This window comes from Streptomyces sp. NPDC047982 (assembly GCF_043204165.1).
GTDB lineage: Bacteria > Actinomycetota > Actinomycetes > Streptomycetales > Streptomycetaceae > Streptomyces.
The window spans coordinates 224,310-239,868 of the sequence record NZ_JBIDBS010000002.1 but is presented as its reverse complement, the minus strand read 5'-3'; the positions used below and the strand labels follow the sequence as shown (position 1 = coordinate 239,868).

15 protein-coding genes and 2 tRNA genes are annotated in these 15,559 nt (G+C 70.1%); 2 read left to right on the top strand and 15 right to left on the bottom strand.

All coding sequences use genetic code 11. The features are described from left to right. Positions 1 to 243: 243 nt before the first annotated feature. From ACGF2V_RS02945 to ACGF2V_RS02900, 10 genes are all read right to left on the bottom strand, one after another. Positions 244 to 316 (bottom strand) — tRNA-Ala (locus tag ACGF2V_RS02945). Between the two features lie 135 nt (positions 317 to 451). Further along, entirely contained in the window at positions 452 to 685 is a 234-nt protein-coding gene (locus ACGF2V_RS02940; RefSeq protein ID WP_026277450.1) for a hypothetical protein, read from the bottom strand. A gap of 3 nt (positions 686 to 688) precedes the next feature. Continuing rightward, positions 689 to 865: a hypothetical protein gene (locus tag ACGF2V_RS02935; protein WP_362704298.1), complete on the bottom strand. Its 177-nt coding sequence runs from the start codon at positions 863 to 865 to the stop codon at positions 689 to 691. A 489-nt stretch (positions 866 to 1,354) separates the two neighbouring features. Further along, positions 1,355 to 1,427, bottom strand: a tRNA-Ala gene (locus ACGF2V_RS02930). 159 nt (positions 1,428 to 1,586) lie between these two features. Then, the gene (locus tag ACGF2V_RS02925; RefSeq protein WP_362624537.1) at positions 1,587 to 2,240 is read right to left on the bottom strand and encodes a histidine phosphatase family protein; all 654 of its coding nucleotides are present in this window, start codon (positions 2,238 to 2,240) and stop codon (positions 1,587 to 1,589) included. Further along, on the bottom strand, positions 2,237 to 2,668 hold the full coding sequence (gene rsfS / locus ACGF2V_RS02920) for a ribosome silencing factor (RefSeq protein WP_362624454.1): 432 nt from the start codon (positions 2,666 to 2,668) through the stop codon (positions 2,237 to 2,239). The genes ACGF2V_RS02925 and rsfS overlap by 4 nt, the downstream gene beginning before the upstream one ends. Before the next feature lie 329 nt (positions 2,669 to 2,997). Further along, positions 2,998 to 4,944, bottom strand: coding sequence for a LytR C-terminal domain-containing protein (locus ACGF2V_RS02915; RefSeq protein ID WP_362704296.1), 1,947 nt, complete (start codon positions 4,942 to 4,944; stop codon positions 2,998 to 3,000). 15 nt (positions 4,945 to 4,959) lie between these two features. After that, positions 4,960 to 5,577, bottom strand: a complete 618-nt coding sequence (gene nadD / locus ACGF2V_RS02910; RefSeq protein WP_362624458.1) for a nicotinate-nucleotide adenylyltransferase — start codon at positions 5,575 to 5,577, stop codon at positions 4,960 to 4,962. A gap of 38 nt (positions 5,578 to 5,615) precedes the next feature. Then, a complete protein-coding gene (locus ACGF2V_RS02905) occupies positions 5,616 to 5,771 on the bottom strand; it encodes a hypothetical protein (protein WP_362704293.1) in 156 nt (51 codons plus the stop codon). Between the two features lie 83 nt (positions 5,772 to 5,854). Then, positions 5,855 to 6,016 carry a hypothetical protein gene (locus ACGF2V_RS02900; protein ID WP_362624461.1) on the bottom strand — a complete coding sequence of 54 codons (162 nt, stop codon included), beginning with the start codon at positions 6,014 to 6,016 and terminating at the stop codon, positions 5,855 to 5,857. A gap of 111 nt (positions 6,017 to 6,127) precedes the next feature. On the opposite strand from ACGF2V_RS02900, the gene ACGF2V_RS02895 reads away from it, so the two are divergent. Further along, positions 6,128 to 7,261 (top strand): M48 family metallopeptidase, encoded by a 1,134-nt coding sequence (locus ACGF2V_RS02895; RefSeq protein WP_362704290.1) that lies wholly within the window; start codon positions 6,128 to 6,130, stop codon positions 7,259 to 7,261. Here ACGF2V_RS02895 and ACGF2V_RS02890 read toward each other — a convergent pair. From ACGF2V_RS02890 to proB, 5 genes are all read right to left on the bottom strand, one after another. After that, on the bottom strand, positions 7,185 to 8,315 hold the full coding sequence (locus ACGF2V_RS02890; RefSeq protein ID WP_362624465.1) for a hypothetical protein: 1,131 nt from the start codon (positions 8,313 to 8,315) through the stop codon (positions 7,185 to 7,187). The two genes, ACGF2V_RS02895 and ACGF2V_RS02890, sit on opposite strands and share 77 nt — an antisense overlap. Before the next feature lie 431 nt (positions 8,316 to 8,746). Then, positions 8,747 to 9,301 (bottom strand): hypothetical protein, encoded by a 555-nt coding sequence (locus ACGF2V_RS02885; RefSeq protein ID WP_362704287.1) that lies wholly within the window; start codon positions 9,299 to 9,301, stop codon positions 8,747 to 8,749. 75 nt (positions 9,302 to 9,376) lie between these two features. Next, the gene (locus tag ACGF2V_RS02880; RefSeq protein WP_362704283.1) at positions 9,377 to 10,660 is read right to left on the bottom strand and encodes a glutamate-5-semialdehyde dehydrogenase; all 1,284 of its coding nucleotides are present in this window, start codon (positions 10,658 to 10,660) and stop codon (positions 9,377 to 9,379) included. 407 nt (positions 10,661 to 11,067) lie between these two features. Beyond that, complete coding sequence (locus tag ACGF2V_RS02875) at positions 11,068 to 11,595, bottom strand: hypothetical protein (protein WP_362624470.1); 528 nt, start codon at positions 11,593 to 11,595, stop codon at positions 11,068 to 11,070. Positions 11,596 to 11,739: 144 nt separating this feature from the next. Beyond that, complete coding sequence (gene proB, locus ACGF2V_RS02870; protein WP_362624538.1) at positions 11,740 to 12,825, bottom strand: glutamate 5-kinase; 1,086 nt, start codon at positions 12,823 to 12,825, stop codon at positions 11,740 to 11,742. Between the two features lie 582 nt (positions 12,826 to 13,407). On the opposite strand from proB, the gene ACGF2V_RS02865 reads away from it, so the two are divergent. Beyond that, positions 13,408 to 15,450, top strand: coding sequence for a glycosyltransferase family A protein (locus ACGF2V_RS02865; protein WP_362704280.1), 2,043 nt, complete (start codon positions 13,408 to 13,410; stop codon positions 15,448 to 15,450). The last annotated feature ends 109 nt before the right edge of the window (positions 15,451 to 15,559 follow it).

Here is a 15,559-nt window from a genome sequence, read left to right as displayed (position 1 = left end):
CACGCGCCCCACGCAGGATGCGGACCGGCTGAGCCGCACCGACGTACCGGATCGGCCCGCCGCTGCGTGGGCCGATGCCTGGGCCGACGCACAGCGGCGCATGGCCGCACGAGCCGGGCACACAAGCCCGGTGCTCGAGTCCGACGCACCAGATGCGCCTGATGGTCTGGCGCTGCTGCTCCGACGCATGCACGCGAGAAGCGGATCACCCTTTGAGGATGACCCGCTTCTCGTTCTTTGTTGTGGAGCTAAGGAGAATTGAACTCCTGACCTCCTGCATGCCATGCAGGCGCTCTACCAACTGAGCTATAGCCCCGCGTTGTCCGCCTTCCGGTTCCCCGCGGCGACATCGAGAACATTACCGGTGCCCCCGCCACTCCACCAAATCGTTTCCCGTCCGACCGCTTCCGACCTGTTTTGTCGGCGTCTTGGTCGCACCCGACGCGAGGTCTCAGGCGGTGGCGAAGGAATAGAAGCGCTTGAGCGTGCAGTGCTCGTCCAGCAGCCGCCCGTAGATCGGCTCCCCCTCCAGCTCCCGGTAGGTCTCGATGGGGTCGCCTTTTATGATCAGCGCCCGCGCGCACTCCTCGCACCAGTACTGGTACTCGGGGTTGACCGGGTCCATGTCCCTGACGATGGGCGTACCGCTGCCGCACCAGTCGCACTTCCGCCTGTGTGCACCCATGAGTCAGCTCCGGCCTCGCTCGCCGGCGGCGCGCAGGTGAAGGACCCGGCCGTCGCGGCCGAGCACACGGGCCGCGCGGAGCGGGCCATCGGCGGGCCGGTCGGCACGGGTGCGGTGGGTGAGAGTGCGGAAATCGGGGAAGAGGGGCAGGTCCGGGACCTCGTGGCGGCTCGCAGGCATCACGCGCTCCCTCCCGTTCCGTCCGTAGCCCCCTCCGGCGCTCCGATTCTGCCATGAGCCCGCGAGAGGGGCAGCCCACCGCGTATCCGGCCGGTCACCGCCGCCTCGCGAACACCGACGAATCCTCCACCTCCCGGCATTCCGCGGGGACGAATCCGCCAGTGGCCAGAGCTACTTGGCATCGCCCGGACCACCGTCGTACGACACGGCCGCGTCGCACGGAGCCCCCGTCGGATCGGGAACGGGGACACACGCCGCCAACTCCCTTACGCAACACCGGCGACGAGGAACATCGGCGATGACTGCGTGTCAGTTACGGCACGCCGAGGACATCCCGCGCGGACGCCGCCGAAGGCGAACGGAACGAGCGGGCATCGCCGCGACGGGCACCGGAGCACCTGGCGCGGAACGGCAGAGCCGTACAACCTGGGGACCTCGGCGGCGGAACGAAAAGATCCCGCCCCCTGACAGGGACGGGATCCTTGACCGTGGAGCTAAGGAGAATTGAACTCCTGACCTCCTGCATGCCATGCAGGCGCTCTACCAACTGAGCTATAGCCCCGCTGTTCGCTTTGTTTCTTGCGTTTCCGCCCCGCGAACAAGAAGAACTCTAGCCTGTGACCAGCCAGAAAGTGAAATCCGGCTGCTGCCGCCCCACGCGAGGCCCTCCTGGGGCTCTGCGCGGGCCTTCGTACGGCCCCCGCCCCGGCCGAGAGCCCGGCTATGTGTCGTCGCCGAGCACCGGCTCGGGCAGCGTGCCCGCGTTGTGCTCCAGCAGGCGCCAGCCGCGCGCGCCCTCGCCGAGCACCGACCAGCAGCAGTTGGAGAGCCCACCGAGCCCTTCCCAGTGGTGCGACTCCAGGCCCAGCAGTCGGCCGATGGTGGTGCGGATGGTGCCACCGTGGCTGACCACGACGAGCGTGCCGCTGTCGGGCAGCTTGTCGGCGTGTTCGAGTACGACCGGGGCGGCCCGGTCGGCGACCTCGGTCTCCAGCTCCCCGCCACCGCGGCGCACCGGCTCGCCGCGCTTCCACGCGGCGTACTCCTCGCCGTACCGTCCGAGGATCTCCTCATGGGTGAGCCCCTGCCAGGAGCCGGCGTAGGTCTCGCGCAGCCCCGCGTCGTGCGCGACCTCTATGCCGGTGATCGCGGCGAGCTCGGCCGCCGTGGCGGCCGCCCGTCGCAGATCGGACGCGACGATCGCGTGCGGCTTCAGCGAGGCGAGCAGCCGGGCGGCCCGACGGGCCTGTCCGACACCCGTCTGGGTGAGCGAGATGTCCGTGGACCCCTGGAACCGGTGCTCCAGATTCCACGATGTCTGGCCGTGCCGCCAGAGGACGATCTTGCGGCCCTTGCCGCTCCTGCTGCCGTTCAGCTCCGCTCACCTTCCGCGCCGCCGGTGAGCTGGGCCTGCTCCTCGGCCTTGCCCCGGGTCCTGACGGCGTCCTCGGGGAGCTCGATCTCGGGGCAGTCCTTCCAGAGGCGCTCCAGCGCGTAGAAGACCCGTTCCTCGTTGTGCTGGACATGGATGACGATGTCGACGTAGTCGAGGAGGATCCAGCGGGCGTCGCGGTCGCCCTCACGGCGTACCGGCTTGGCGCCGAGCTCCTTCAGGAGCCGTTCCTCGATCTCGTCGACGATGGACTTGACCTGGCGGTCACTGGGCGCCGAGGCCAGCAGGAAGGCATCCGTGATCGACAGCACATCGCTGACGTCGTACGCGATGATGTCGTGCGCGAGCCGGTCGGCGGCAGCCTGGGCGGCGGTGTTGATGAGCTCGATGGAGCGGTCCGTGGCGGTCACATGCAGGCTTTCGTCGGCGGTCGGATCTACCCTCGCGGGGGGCGTTGGGAACCTCCCCGAGGCTGCTGCTCGTCCCGGCCGTCCGCCCGCGGCCGTCCGGTAGGCACGACCGCGGGCCGCCGAGGCGGCCTCCTGGCGGAGCAATGGGGCCGTTTCGGCGACGCCGCAGACGTACGCACCGGGCGTCGGGGACCCGGCCGAGATCTTCAGCACTCCTAGGGTCTCACGGACCACCGACAGCCCACACAACAAACGTTCGCAGAGCCTCCGGCATCGGCGGACCGGTCCGGTCCGGGTGACGGAGGCCCCACGCCAAGGCCCGGCTCAGATCACTTGACCGGGTAGTCCTGCCCGAGCAGGACGGACACGTCCGCGTTCGAGAAGGGACTGCCCTGCTTGACCGCGCTCGTCGGCAGCCCCAGGGTCTTGGCGACCTGCGTCGCCGTGTCCTTGTCCTCCGCCTTCTCGTAGATCACCTCGGACAACGCCGCTGTCCCGGCCGTGCCGCTGCCGCCGCCGACGATGGCGTACCCGCCGTTGACCAGCTTGACCCGGGCGGATTCCGAGCCGTCCTCGTCACCGGTGGCGTTCTTGACGCCCACGCGCACCGCCGCACCGGCTTCCGGAGCCTTCACCTTGCCGCCCAGGATGTCCTTGACGACACTTCCGGCGGCCGAGTCGCCGAGCGTGCCGTCGGCCTGCACCGGCAGCAGTGTCGTCTTGTAGTCGCCGATCTTGGCGTGACGGGCGAGCTTCGCCAGGGAGGCACCGAGGTCCTTCTCGGGCAGCGACGGATCGAGGATCTGCCCCAAGGTCTGCACGGTGACGGTGGCCGCCTTCGGGTCGTCCGACATCTTCCGCAGCACGCCCCGCAGCACCTCGCCGAATCGCACGAGCTGCTTCGCCTCGTCCTCGCCGGGCGCCCGGTAGGTGGCGTACGCGACGGCCATACGGCCGCTCAGCGTCTGCGCCTCTCCCTTCTTCACCAGTGGCGAGGCGCCCTTCTTCGTGTCGGGCACGTCGGTGTCGGTGTCGATGTCGATGTTGCCGACGAGATCGACGAGCGTCTCCAGGTAGGGAGTGTCGAGCCGCCACGTGCCACTGATCCTGGTGCCGAGCAGCGTGTCGATCGCTTCGCGGGTGCCGGTGGTGCCGTCGTCATCGACGGACTTGCCGAGGGTGGTCGTGCCGTCGTCGTCGGAGACTGTGAGGGAGTTGGGGAGCAGGACGGTGCTCCCCTTCTTGGTCGTCGCGTTGTCGACGAGCAGCGCCGTGGAGGTGCCGCCCTTCTTGGTGTCGTGGAGGTGGACCACGATGACGTCCCGCTGCTGCGGACCCGCCGACGCGGCGCTGTCCTTCTCCGAGTCGGAGAGGCCGGGGAGCATTCCGGCGGACCAGAGGTAGCCGACGCCGCCGACGATCACGAGGGCCGCCACGACTATCAGCGCGACCATGCGGTTACGGCCGCGGCGTCGCGCCTCCTCGCGTCGTTCGCTACGGCTCTCGGTGAACTTGAGCCAGTCGATGACGTCTTCGGAGTCCTCGTCGGGCTCCTCGATGAAGGAGAACTGCTCGGTGCGGTAGTCCGGACGGTGCTGCCCCGGAACGGCTGGCTCCGGTTCGGCCCCGGACTCCGGCTGCGGTCCCGGCTCGACCGGGTCGGAAGCCCGTTCCCCTGGCACGGCCGGCGCGGACGGCGCCGGTTGCGCGGCGGCCCGCTGCTGCGGATACGCCTCGGCCTCCTGCGGGGGTGCCGACGCCTGCTGCGGGATGTTCCACTGCTGCGTGGTGTCGACGGCGGCGGCCTGCCTGCCGGTGTCGTAGCCGTAGCCGTCGTAGCCGGCGTATGCCTGCTGTTCAGGCTGGTGCTGCTGGGACTGGGACTGGTGTGTCTGCTGGGACGTCTGGGCGGCATACGGGTCATACGCCTGCGGCTGAGCCGGATGCGCTTGCTGAGGCTGTGCGTAGGGGTCGTATCCGTACGCCTGCCCGGTTCCGTCGCCGCTCGGGTCGGTTCCGTAGCCGCCCTGGTCGTTTATGTAGCCGCCCTGGCCGGTTCCGTCGCCGCTCGGCCCGGTTCCGTAGCCCCCCTGGCCGGCCGGGTACGAGTGCTGCCCGGACTGCTGCGGGTCCTGAGTCTGCTGGGACGCATACGGGTCGTACGTGTCGTACGCCTGCGGTCCGGCCTGCTGATACACCGGCTGCCCGTACTCGTCGTAGCCGACGGTCTGCGGCTGCTGGTAATACGGGTCGTACGGGTTCTGTCGGTCGTTCACCGGTGCCCCTCTGGCTCATTCGCCGCGGTACAGCTGGCGCTTGTCGATGTAGCGAACCACGCCGTCCGGCACCAAGTACCAGACCGGCTCCCCCTTCGCGACCCTCTCGCGGCAGTCCGTGGACGAGATCGCGAGCGCGGGCACCTCCACGAGGGAGACCCCGCCTTCCGGCAGTCCGGGGTCGGTGAGCGTGTGGCCGGGCCGTGTCACGCCGATGAAGTGGGCGAGCGAGAAGAGTTCGTCGGCGTCCCGCCAGGTGAGGATCTGGGCGAGCGCGTCGGCGCCGGTGATGAAGAAGAGATCCGCGTCGCCGTGGATCGCGCGAAGGTCCCGCAGTGTGTCGATGGTGTACGTCGGTCCGCTGCGGTCGATGTCGCTCCGGCTGACCGAGAACTGGGGGTTGGAAGCCGTCGCGATGACCGTCATCAGATAGCGGTCCTCGGCCGGGGAGACGCGCTTGTGGCTCTTCTGCCAGGGCTGCCCGGTCGGAACGAAGATCACCTCGTCGAGGCGGAACTGGGCGGCCACTTCACTGGCCGCCACCAGGTGTCCATGATGAATCGGGTCGAACGTCCCGCCCATCACGCCGATACGGCGTTTTCCGCTGCCGGTAGGCACTTCCTGCTCTTCCATGCATGCAGAGCCTACTGGCACAGTTGTTCGCCTTCGCCTTAGCGGTCGCGGTTGAAGCGGGTGGTGATCCACAGCAGAAGCATCAACACAATGAACGCGCCGCCACCGACGACGTACGGGTTGAGGCTCGGGTGGTTGCCACCGTGCTCGGCGGCAAGGGTGACCATCTGGTGCGCGGTGCTCGTGAGGCTCATCTTCGACAGGACCTTCGATCGGGGCTCGGAAGCGGGACGTCGCGCACATCGTATGTGGGCGCCTCGGGCGCGCTCACGCCGACTCAGCCGTTGCCGTCGTCGTCACCGTTGCCGCGGTACCCGCGGAGCAGGAACCAGGCGACCAGCACGCATCCGACGAGCGAGGCGAGCAGCACGATGCGCAACGTGCCGCCGAGCCCTTGGTCCTCGGACGCGGCGGCGAGCAGGGCAACGGTGTGTGGCATGTCGGGCGTCTCCTCAGTTGTCCACAGCCCCCCGCACACCGTAGCCCCAGCGCCTACGCTGGGATCCGTCAGGGGGGCGAGTGATGTCTGGTTACGAAGAGGGGGCCATTCATGACCGAACGCAACCACGAGAGCGGCGAGAACGTACCGAGCAGGCAGCGTCGGCGTTTCGCGGGTATCTCGTCCCGGGCCTATGAGCACCCGGCGGACCGCTCGGCCCTGGTGGCCCTGCGGAAGCTGAGCGGTTTCGACACCGTCTTCAGGACACTGAGCGGCCTGCTGCCCGAGCGCAGTCTGAGACTGCTCTTCCTCTCCGACTCCGTTCGGGTGAGCGACGCGCAGTTCGTCCATCTCAACGACATGCTGCGGGACGCCTGTTACATCCTGGACCTGGAGAAGGTCCCGCCGATGTACGTCAGCCAGGACCCGCAGCCCACCGCCATGTGCATCGGTCTCGACGAGCCGATCATCGTGGTGACGACGGGGCTGGTGGAGCTGCTCGACGAGGAGGAGATGCGGGCCGTCATCGGCCACGAGGTGGGGCACGCCTTGTCCGGCCACGCCGTGTACCGCACGATCCTGCTGTTCCTCACCAACATGGCGCTGAAGGTCGCCTGGATCCCGCTGGGCAATGTGGCGATCATGGCGATCGTGACGGCACTGCGCGAGTGGTTCCGCAAGTCGGAGCTGTCGGCCGACCGCGCGGGGCTGCTGGTCGGACAGGATCTGCGGGCGTCGATGCGCGGTCTGATGAAGATCGCGGGCGGCAACCATCTCCACGAGATGAACGTGGATGCCTTCCTCGCGCAGGCCGACGAGTACGAGAAGGGCGGCGACCTGCGCGACTCCGTGCTCAAGATCCTCAACCTGCTGCCCCGCTCGCACCCGTTCACCACGGTGCGCGCGGCCGAGCTGAAGAAGTGGTCCGAGACCCGCGACTACCAGCGGATCATGGACGGTCACTACCCGCGGCGCGAGGAGGACGACGGGACCTCGGTGACGGACTCCTTCCGGCAGTCCGCAGCGCATTACGCGGACGCGGTACGGACCAGCAAGGATCCGCTGATGAAGCTCGTCGGCGACATAGCGGGCGGCGCCGGGGACCTGGGAGGAAAGCTCCGCGACAAGTTCACCGGCCAGGGCGGGGGCACGGCCGGGAAGGGCGGTGCTACGGGTGGATCCCCGGGCTCGGCGCGGCCGGACGAGCCCCGGGATCCCGAGGAGCCGGAGCCGGCGGGGAGCTGACCACGAGAGTTCCGCAGAGCGCCCCCGTAGGCCGGGCCGTGTCGTACGGGTCGGTGCCCGCGGGACTGCGGGGCGTGGCGTGCTGACCGGCGAGCAGGGGCCGCAGGACGCCCGTGGTGTCCGACGGGCACGCCTGCGGCCCGGCCTGGACGTAGCTGGTGCGCAGCTCCAGCCGGTGCAGGCGCAGGTCCTCCCGGTCGAAGCGGAAGTGCAGCTCGCGCCGCACGGTGAAGAGCGAAGCACCGCCCATTCGCTGGGGTCCGGAGTCGGCGGGGCGAAGCGTGTACGTGAAGGTGTGGTCCGACACCACCTCCAGCGTGTCGGCCCCGGCCTCGCTGTAGCTCAGCGTGCCCCGGACGCGGATGTCGGGACTGGCCAGGGCCACCTTCGCCGGGTCGAAGCGGACCAGCCAGCCGGCGGGGGCGTGCTGCCCGTCGTCGTCCGGCCGGTGCATGCTTCGCTCGAACTGAGCCATCTGGTCGGGGTCGAGCAGCATCTCCACGGGCCGCAGCGCGTGACCGGTGAGGACATCGGGGTCGAGCGAGGACGCGACCAGGTAGTCCTTGACGGTGGCCAGGGCCGTGGCCACCTGGTTGTCCGAGAAATTGTCGGTGGCCCTGCTGGGCGGCGGGTTGATGCCCGCCACACCCCTCGCGAACTGTGCGGCGGGACTCCGGGAGAGGAGGTCGGCGGCCGTTCCGCCGGAAACGGGCCCGCGCGGGGCCAGGGGGATGACGGTCGACCTCAGCGCTTCGGCCTTTCGGCCGACGGGCACCTGGTAGGGGTGGCGAAGGCCCATGTACACGGCCGTTCCGAAGGCCAGCGCGATCAGGAGCACCAGGGCGATGGCGGCTCGGGAACCGGCCTTGAATCTCCGGGGAGGGAGACTGCGCACGGCAGGGGTGTGATCGGCGATGCGCTCCTGGGCGGAGAACTCCTTCAGCCGGGCAGCCCGTACGAACGATTCGTCGAAGACGAGTGACCTGTACTCGTCCTCGCCGCCGCCCGGTGTGTCCTCGGGCGTGCCTTCCGGTGGTTCTCCGCGGTGTGCCATGACTTCTCCCGACTCCACGTCACCGACCGAGGTCGAAACGCTTCGCTCTGTCTCGGCCAATGGCTTTGGACAGGACCCGTCCGTCATGGCGCGTATGGCGCCCCATGACCACCCGCGCCCGGACGAGTGAGAAGCCCCCTCGGAGAGAGGGATCACACCTTCAGGGTAGGTCGATTGCGGCCACGGTAAACGCGGAGGCGTGAGAGAACCGTCCGGGGCACGAGACAACCGTCCAGGAGCGGTACGGAAAGCGACCGGCCACGAGGAAGAGGGTGCCGAGCGGCACGGAAAGCGATCCCGAGCCAAGCGGCACGGAAGGCGAACCAGGCACGGCCAACGTGCAGGGGCACGGGGGATCCCGAGGGGCAGCGGCACGGGAAGCGGGCCGGGGTGCGGGAAGGGAGCCCAGGCGGCTCAGGACGTGGCCCCGGTCAGCCGCTGTGGGGAATCGCGGAGGCCGTGGGGCGCATGTGGCCGGCCGATGCCGACGGTATGGCGGTGGGGACCGGCCCGGGGGCCGTGTCCACGCCTGTGGTGGCGCGCGGCGGGACGGGGTTCTGCCGGTTGCCCGACGCGTTGCGGTAGACCGCCCCGAAGGCCAGCGCGACCATGCCGATGCCCATCAGCACGGCGAGGATCCAGGCCACGGGACGGTGCCAGCGCGCCGATCGGCCGTAGGGGCCGCCGTCGGGATCGAACGGGTCGTAGGACGTGTCGTCGGCGTACGGGCCACCGCGGCCATATCCCTCGTCGGAGAAGTCGTCGTCCAGGGGGCCACCGCCCGCCCGGGAACGGGACGCCTCGGCCTCGGCCCGTGCCTGCGCGGCGGCGAGCAGCCGCTCCACGGCCGTGGGTTCATGGATCTCGGCGGCCCGTACGAACTCCTCGTCGAACACCACGGAGGCGAAGTCCTCGTCCGCGCCCCCGCGGTCGTCGTCGGGCTCCCAGCCGTCCGGGAACGGCCTGCCCCCCACGTCGTCCGGCACCGCTCCAGACTAGCCCCGGCGGGTCGTTCTGGGCAGGGAGCCCGCGACATTCACCGCACCCGTACGGTCACCCGGTCACCGTACGTGGCCGTCGCCCGTGACGATGTACTTCGTCGAGGTCAGCTCCGGCAGCCCCATCGGGCCCCTGGCGTGCAGTTTCTGCGTGGAGATACCGATCTCGGCGCCGAAGCCGAACTGGCCGCCGTCGGTGAAGCGAGTCGAGGCGTTCACGGCCACCGTCGTGGAATCGACCAGTTGGGTGAAGCGTCGGGCGGCGGCCTGGGACGTGGTCACGATCGCCTCGGTGTGGCCGGAGGACCAGAGCCGGATGTGCGCGACGGCCGCGTCCAGGGAGTCCACGACGGCTGCGGCGATGTCGTAGGAGAGGTACTCGGTCTCCCAGTCCTCCGGGGTCGCCGCCACCACGGTGGCCTTGGACCCGGCGGCGTGTTCGAGGACCCGCTCGTCGCCGTGCACGGTCACCCCGGCGTCGGCCAGCGCGTCCAGGGCGCGCGGCAGGAATTCCGCGGCGACGTCCTTGTGCACCAGGAGCGTCTCGGCGGCGTTGCAGACGCTCGGGCGCTGCGCCTTGGAATTGACCAGGATCTCGACGGCCATGCCGATGTCGGTCCGCGCGTCCACGTAGACATGGCAATTGCCGGTGCCGGTCTCGATGACCGGAACGGTGGACTCCTCGACCACGGTGCGGATCAGCGAGGCGCCGCCGCGCGGGATGAGGACGTCGACGAGGCCGCGGGCCCGCATCAACTCGCGCACCGATTCACGGCTCTCACCCGGCACCATCTGCACCGAGTCGGCCGGGAGGCCGGAGCCGCCGACCGCGTCGCGGATCACTCGTACGAGTGCGGTGTTGGACGCGTACGCCGAGGACGAGCCGCGCAACAGCACGGCGTTGCCCGACTTCAGGCAGAGCGCGGCAGCGTCGACCGTGACGTTCGGCCGGGCCTCGTAGATGATCCCGACCACGCCGAGCGGCACCCGGACCTGCCGCAGGTCGATGCCGTTGGGCAGGGTGGAGCCCCGGACGACCTCGCCGACCGGGTCGGGCAGCGCCGCCACGTCGCGCACGTCGGCGGCGATGGCGCGGATCCGCTCCGGGGTGAGGGTGAGGCGGTCGATGATCGCCTCACTGGTCCCGGCCTCGCGGGCGCGGGCGACGTCCTCGGCGTTGGCCTCGACGATCTCGCCCGTCCGTACCTCCAGCGCGTCCGCGATCGCGAGCAGCGCGTCGTCCTTCGCCGCGCGCGGCAGCGGCGCGATGTCGGCGGCGGCGGAGCGGGCCCGGTAGGCGGCCTGGGCGACCGGGGACATGTTGTCGTACGGCGAGAGCGTGGTCATGCCCCGCAGCGTAGTGCGCACCCTGCGGGCATCCACCACGTATCCCGTGATGCGAGACGGCTGCCGAGGGCCGGTCATGCCGGAGCATGTGACTGATCGCGTGTGGCGGGGCGTGCCCGGAACCGTGCGACGGGTGGAAAACGCGAACCGGCGACCGATCCACGGACCCACTGGTGGAGCTGCGGCGCGGGCCTGCGCGGGACCATGCGACGGTCGTACGCGAACCGGTGACCGATCGTGCCCGGACCCCCTGGCGGAACTGCGGCGCGGGGCCTGCGCGGGACCATGCTGGAACACCCGTACGGATCGTGCCCGGAACCCGTGGCCGGCACCCACGGCGCCCACGCCGGTCGTGCCGGGGCCCCGGGCGGTCGTGCCCGGGGCCCGTGGCCGGTCGTACCCGGTGCTCAGAAGGGATGCACGCCGACCGGGGCCGCCGGGGGCGGCCCGTACCCCTCGGCGACGCGCTGGTGGTACGTCTCGCGGTCGATGACCTCCAGACCCACGATCTCCCAGGGCGGGAGCCCGGCGGTGGAGCGGTGCTCGCCCCAGAGCCGCAGGGCGACCGCCGCCGCGTCGTGCAGATCGCGGGCCTCCTCCCAGTAGCGGATCTCCGCGTGGTCGTTGGCATACCGGCTGGTCAGCAGGAAGGGATGGTCGTGCGCGAGCTGTTCGAGACCGCGTCTGACCTCTCTGAGCGGGATCTCGGCGCCCGAGACGCTCAACGTGACGTGCCAGAGCCTGGACGGGGTGCGCTCGGAGGCGTGCCCCTCGCCCATCGGCCCCGGCTTCACCGCCACGGGCCCGAACCCGGTGGTCCGGTCGTCCGTACGGTCCGCGGACCGGCTCCCGTCGAAGTCGGCACCTGGTCCGACACTGGTCAGGGCCCGGCCACCCGTTCCTCGGGGCGGCGCCCCCGGGCGCGCTCGTCTCACCGGCGGCCTCCTGTGTATGCGTTTACTGTGCGGTACCCCGCTGTGTCCCCGTAACAAAGTTGACCAGCCCGCGGCCCGGGATGGGGCGGTTTTCATGAAGGTCTCCGTCCTGGGGCCGGACTTTCAACCGTTTCAGGGGGTCTGTCAGCGGTGCAGGACGACAAGATCGTCCCTGTGTACGATCTCGCGCTCGTACGCCGGCCCCAGTTCCCGTGCCAGGTCGCGCGTGGAGCGGCCGAGCAGTTGCGGGATCTCCTTCGCGTCGAAGTTGACGAGCCCGCGGGCCACGGGACGCCCTTCGACGTCGCGCAGTTCCACCGGATCGCCGGCGGTGAACTCGCCCTCGACCGCCAGGATCCCGGCAGGCAGGAGCGAGCCGTGCCGTTCGACGACCGCCCGGACGGCCCCGTCGTCGAGGGTCAGCGAGCCCTGCGGGGTGGAGGCGTGGGCGAGCCAGAGATGCCGGTCGGCGGACCGTCGTCCGGTGCGGTGGAAGTACGTGCCGGTGTCGCGTCCGGCCAGGGCGTCGGCGGCCCGGCTCGCCGAGGTGAGGACGACCGGGACCCCGGCGGCGGTGGCGATCCGGGCGGCCTCGACCTTGGTGACCATGCCGCCGGTGCCGACGCCCGCCTTCCCCGCGCTGCCGATGACGACCCCCGCCAGGTCCTGCGGACCGGTCACCTCGGCGACCCGGGTGGCGCCGGGAGTGCTCGGGTCCCCGTCGTAGAGGCCGTCCACGTCCGAGAGGAGGACCAGCAGGTCGGCACGGACCACATGGGCGACGAGCGCCGCGAGCCGGTCGTTGTCACCGAACCTGATCTCGTCCGTGGCCACGGTGTCGTTCTCGTTGACGATCGGGAACGCGCCCATGTCCAGGAGCTGGTCCAGGGTGCGGCAGGCGTTGCGGTAGTGGGCGCGGCGGCTGGTGTCGTTGCTGGTCAGCAATACCTGCCCGACGCGTACGCCGTAGCGTGCGAAGGAGGCGGTGTAGCGGGCGACGAGCAGCCCCTGGCCGACGCTGGCCGCGGCCTGCTGCCTGGCCAGGTCCTTGGGCCGCCGGTGCAGGCCGAGCGGGGCGAGTCCGGCGGCGATGGCACCGCTGGAGACGAGCACGATCTCGCGTTCCCCGCCGCTGCGCACCTTGGCCAGCACATCGACGAGCGCGTCGACGCGGTCCGCGTCGAGGCCGCCCGCCGCCGTGGTGAGCGAGGAGGAACCGACCTTGACCACGATCCTGTGGGCCTCTGCGACGCCCTGCCTTGCCCCTGACACGTCCATCCCCAATGATTCGTCCTCGCCCAACCCTCGCAATCTACGGGAAAGAGGGGAACACACGCCCGCGCGTTCCGCCCCGTGGACGTACGCGCTCCCGCTCCGGACGGGGCCGCACTCGTTCGTACACGTGTCCGTACACGCAGTACGGCTGCCCCGGATCGGCTCACCGTGTCCCATGCCCGTGCCGTAGTACCTGTGCCTCCTTGTGCGGGTGCCGTACCTGTGTCTTCTTGTGCCAGCGCCGTACCTGTGCCTCCTTGTGCCGGTGCCGTACCTGTGTCTGCTTGTGCCTGCGCAAAACGCACCTGTACCGGACGCATTCGGAACGGCCGTATTCCGGCGCCGCGCGTCCGCGCCTTCGGGGAGTGGGAAATGCCGAAGCGTGCCGAATCCGGCGCAACCATCGGATCACTTCATTCATCTGAGAGCCGATAGGGTGCAATGCGGCGGCCCCTCCCCCGTTCGCTTCGGCAGTGGCAGTGTCGGCCCCGCATCCGCCGCCATCTCCAGAGACCTACCAGACATGGGACAGCAGCGATGCCAGTCAAAGTTAGTGTCGTCATTCCGGTGTACAACCCGGGCAAGTACATCGACCCCTGCATCGACTCGCTCCTGCGGCAGTCATTGCCTCCGGAAGAGTTCGAAGTTCTGTTCGTCAACGACGGGTCGACGGACGACACCCCTGAGCGGCTGGAGAAGCTGGCGGCGGAGCACCCGCATTTCCGGCTGATCACCATCCCCAATTCCGGGTGGCCGGGAAAGCCCCGCAACGTCGGCGTGGATGAGGCGAAGGGCGAGTACGTCCAGTTCGTCGACCAGGACGACCATCTCGCCTCGGACGCCCTGCTCCGTCTGTACGAGATGGGGCACCGCAACGGCTCGGACATCGTCATCGGCAAGGTGGCCAGCAATTTCCGCGGTGTGCCGCACGGCGTGTTCAAGAAGGACCGTGAGAAGTGCACGCTCCACGACGCACCGCTCTACGACAGCCTCACGCCGCACAAGATGTTCCGTACGGCGTTCCTCCGCGAGAACGGCATCGCCTATCCCGAGGGCAAGCGCCGGCTGGAGGACCAGCTCTACATGATGCAGGCGTACTTCCCCGCGAAGGCCGTCTCGATCCTCGGCACCTACACCTGCTACTACTACTCCCGGCGCGACGACGGCAAGAACGCGGGATCGACCAGGATCGTCCCGTCCCAGTACTACGGGAACCTCCGTGAGGTCCTGGACGTCGTCGTCGCCAACACCGAGCCGGGCGCGTTCCGCGATCTGCTGCTGCGCCGCTTCTACCGGGTCGAGATGCTGAGCCGACTCAGCGAACCCGCGGTCGTCAAGTACCAGCCGGACTTCTTCCAGGAGATGGTCGACGCGATCAGGCCGCTGGCCCTCGACTTCATGGGCGACGGCGTGCACCACGGCCTCGGCCCGCTGCTGCGGGTGCGGTCGACGCTCCTGCGCAAGGACGACCGGGAGGGCCTGCTCCGGATCGCCCGGTTCGCAGGGAACGTCAAGGCGGCGGCCCGGCTGGAGGAGTTCGCCTGGCAGCCGGACGGCCGCGTCGCCGTCACCGTCACCGCCCGGCTGGTCCACGGCGACGACCAGGAGCCGGTGAAGCTGCTGCGCCGCGAGGGCCGCTACTTCCTGCACCCGGACACCGTGAACGGACTGCTGCCCGGGGACGAACCGCTGGACGTCACGGACGACATCGACGGCTTCTGCGCCGAGCTGTCGCTGCGCAACCGCGAGACGGCCGTCGAATGGCCCTGCCCCGCCTCGTTCACCACCGACATCGACGACCTCGGCGACGGGGTCTGCGAGGTCGTGCTGCGCGGCAGCGGTCATGTCTCCTCGGAGGCCGTCAAGGGCCGCGGCCGGGTCTCCCGCGGCTTCTGGGACATCTGGGTGCCGCTGCGCGGCCTGGGCCTGGTCCGCAAGGCACGGCTGGGCGCCGACCGCGCGCCGGAGGTGGACGCCGCCTGCCTGCCCGCGTCGCTCGGTTCACCGGCGCGCGCCGTCATCCCCTACTTCACCGACCCGCACGGCAACCTCACGCTCGACGTGAACCGCCGCGGCAAGAAGCTCGCCACCTATCTCGAGGGGCGTCCGGTGCTCCGGGTCCCGGGCCGCCGGTCCGAACTCCGGCTGGACCTCTTCACCACCGGCACCACCGCCCCGTCCGACGCCCGTCTGGTCCTGACCCCGACCGACGGAACCGGTACGGCCGTGCACACGCTGCGCACCACGCTGCACCCGACGAAGGACCGGGCCCACCTCGTCGTCCCCGAACGCGCGCCCGGCCTCGCGGCGGGCGACTGGAACCTCTCCGTCCGGCTGGACGGGGAGAAGAACCCCCCGCTGCCGCTGTGCTCCGTCACGATCGGCGCGGGCGGGCGGATCCAGTTGGACGCGGGTCTGCCCGAGGCCCCGGCCTCGGTCATGGCAGGTGTCGCCGCGCAGCGCCGGAAGGCGACACTGCGCCGGGCGCTGCGCAGCATCGGCGGCCCCGTCGTACGCAAGCTCCCTCCCCAGGGTCGGAAGCGGGCGCGCCGCCTCGCCGAACGGCTTCTCGGCGGCTGATCCCCTCGGCTGCTCCACGGCCGGTCGGCGCCTTCGGCCGGTCCGAGACCACCGGCCTCGTCGGCACCACGGGGCTCCCAGGCACCACCGGCCTCACCGGTGATGTGCC

Bases quoted from the DNA above. Each gene is read 5' to 3' on its own strand.
- nadD (WP_362624458.1), bottom strand. From the start codon at position 5,577: ATGGAAGAGCAGGAAGTGCCTACCGGCAGCGGAAAACGCCGTATCGGC.
- ACGF2V_RS02890 (WP_362624465.1), bottom strand. From the start codon at position 8,315: ATGGCACACCGCGGAGAACCACCGGAAGGCACGCCCGAGGACACACCG.
- ACGF2V_RS02880 (WP_362704283.1), bottom strand. From the start codon at position 10,660: ATGACCACGCTCTCGCCGTACGACAACATGTCCCCGGTCGCCCAGGCC.
- ACGF2V_RS02895 (WP_362704290.1), top strand. From the start codon at position 6,128: ATGACCGAACGCAACCACGAGAGCGGCGAGAACGTACCGAGCAGGCAG.
- ACGF2V_RS02935 (WP_362704298.1), bottom strand. From the start codon at position 865: ATGCCTGCGAGCCGCCACGAGGTCCCGGACCTGCCCCTCTTCCCCGAT.
- ACGF2V_RS02905 (WP_362704293.1), bottom strand. From the start codon at position 5,771: ATGAGCCTCACGAGCACCGCGCACCAGATGGTCACCCTTGCCGCCGAG.
- ACGF2V_RS02940 (WP_026277450.1), bottom strand. From the start codon at position 685: ATGGGTGCACACAGGCGGAAGTGCGACTGGTGCGGCAGCGGTACGCCC.
- ACGF2V_RS02900 (WP_362624461.1), bottom strand. From the start codon at position 6,016: ATGCCACACACCGTTGCCCTGCTCGCCGCCGCGTCCGAGGACCAAGGG.
- ACGF2V_RS02865 (WP_362704280.1), top strand. From the start codon at position 13,408: ATGCCAGTCAAAGTTAGTGTCGTCATTCCGGTGTACAACCCGGGCAAG.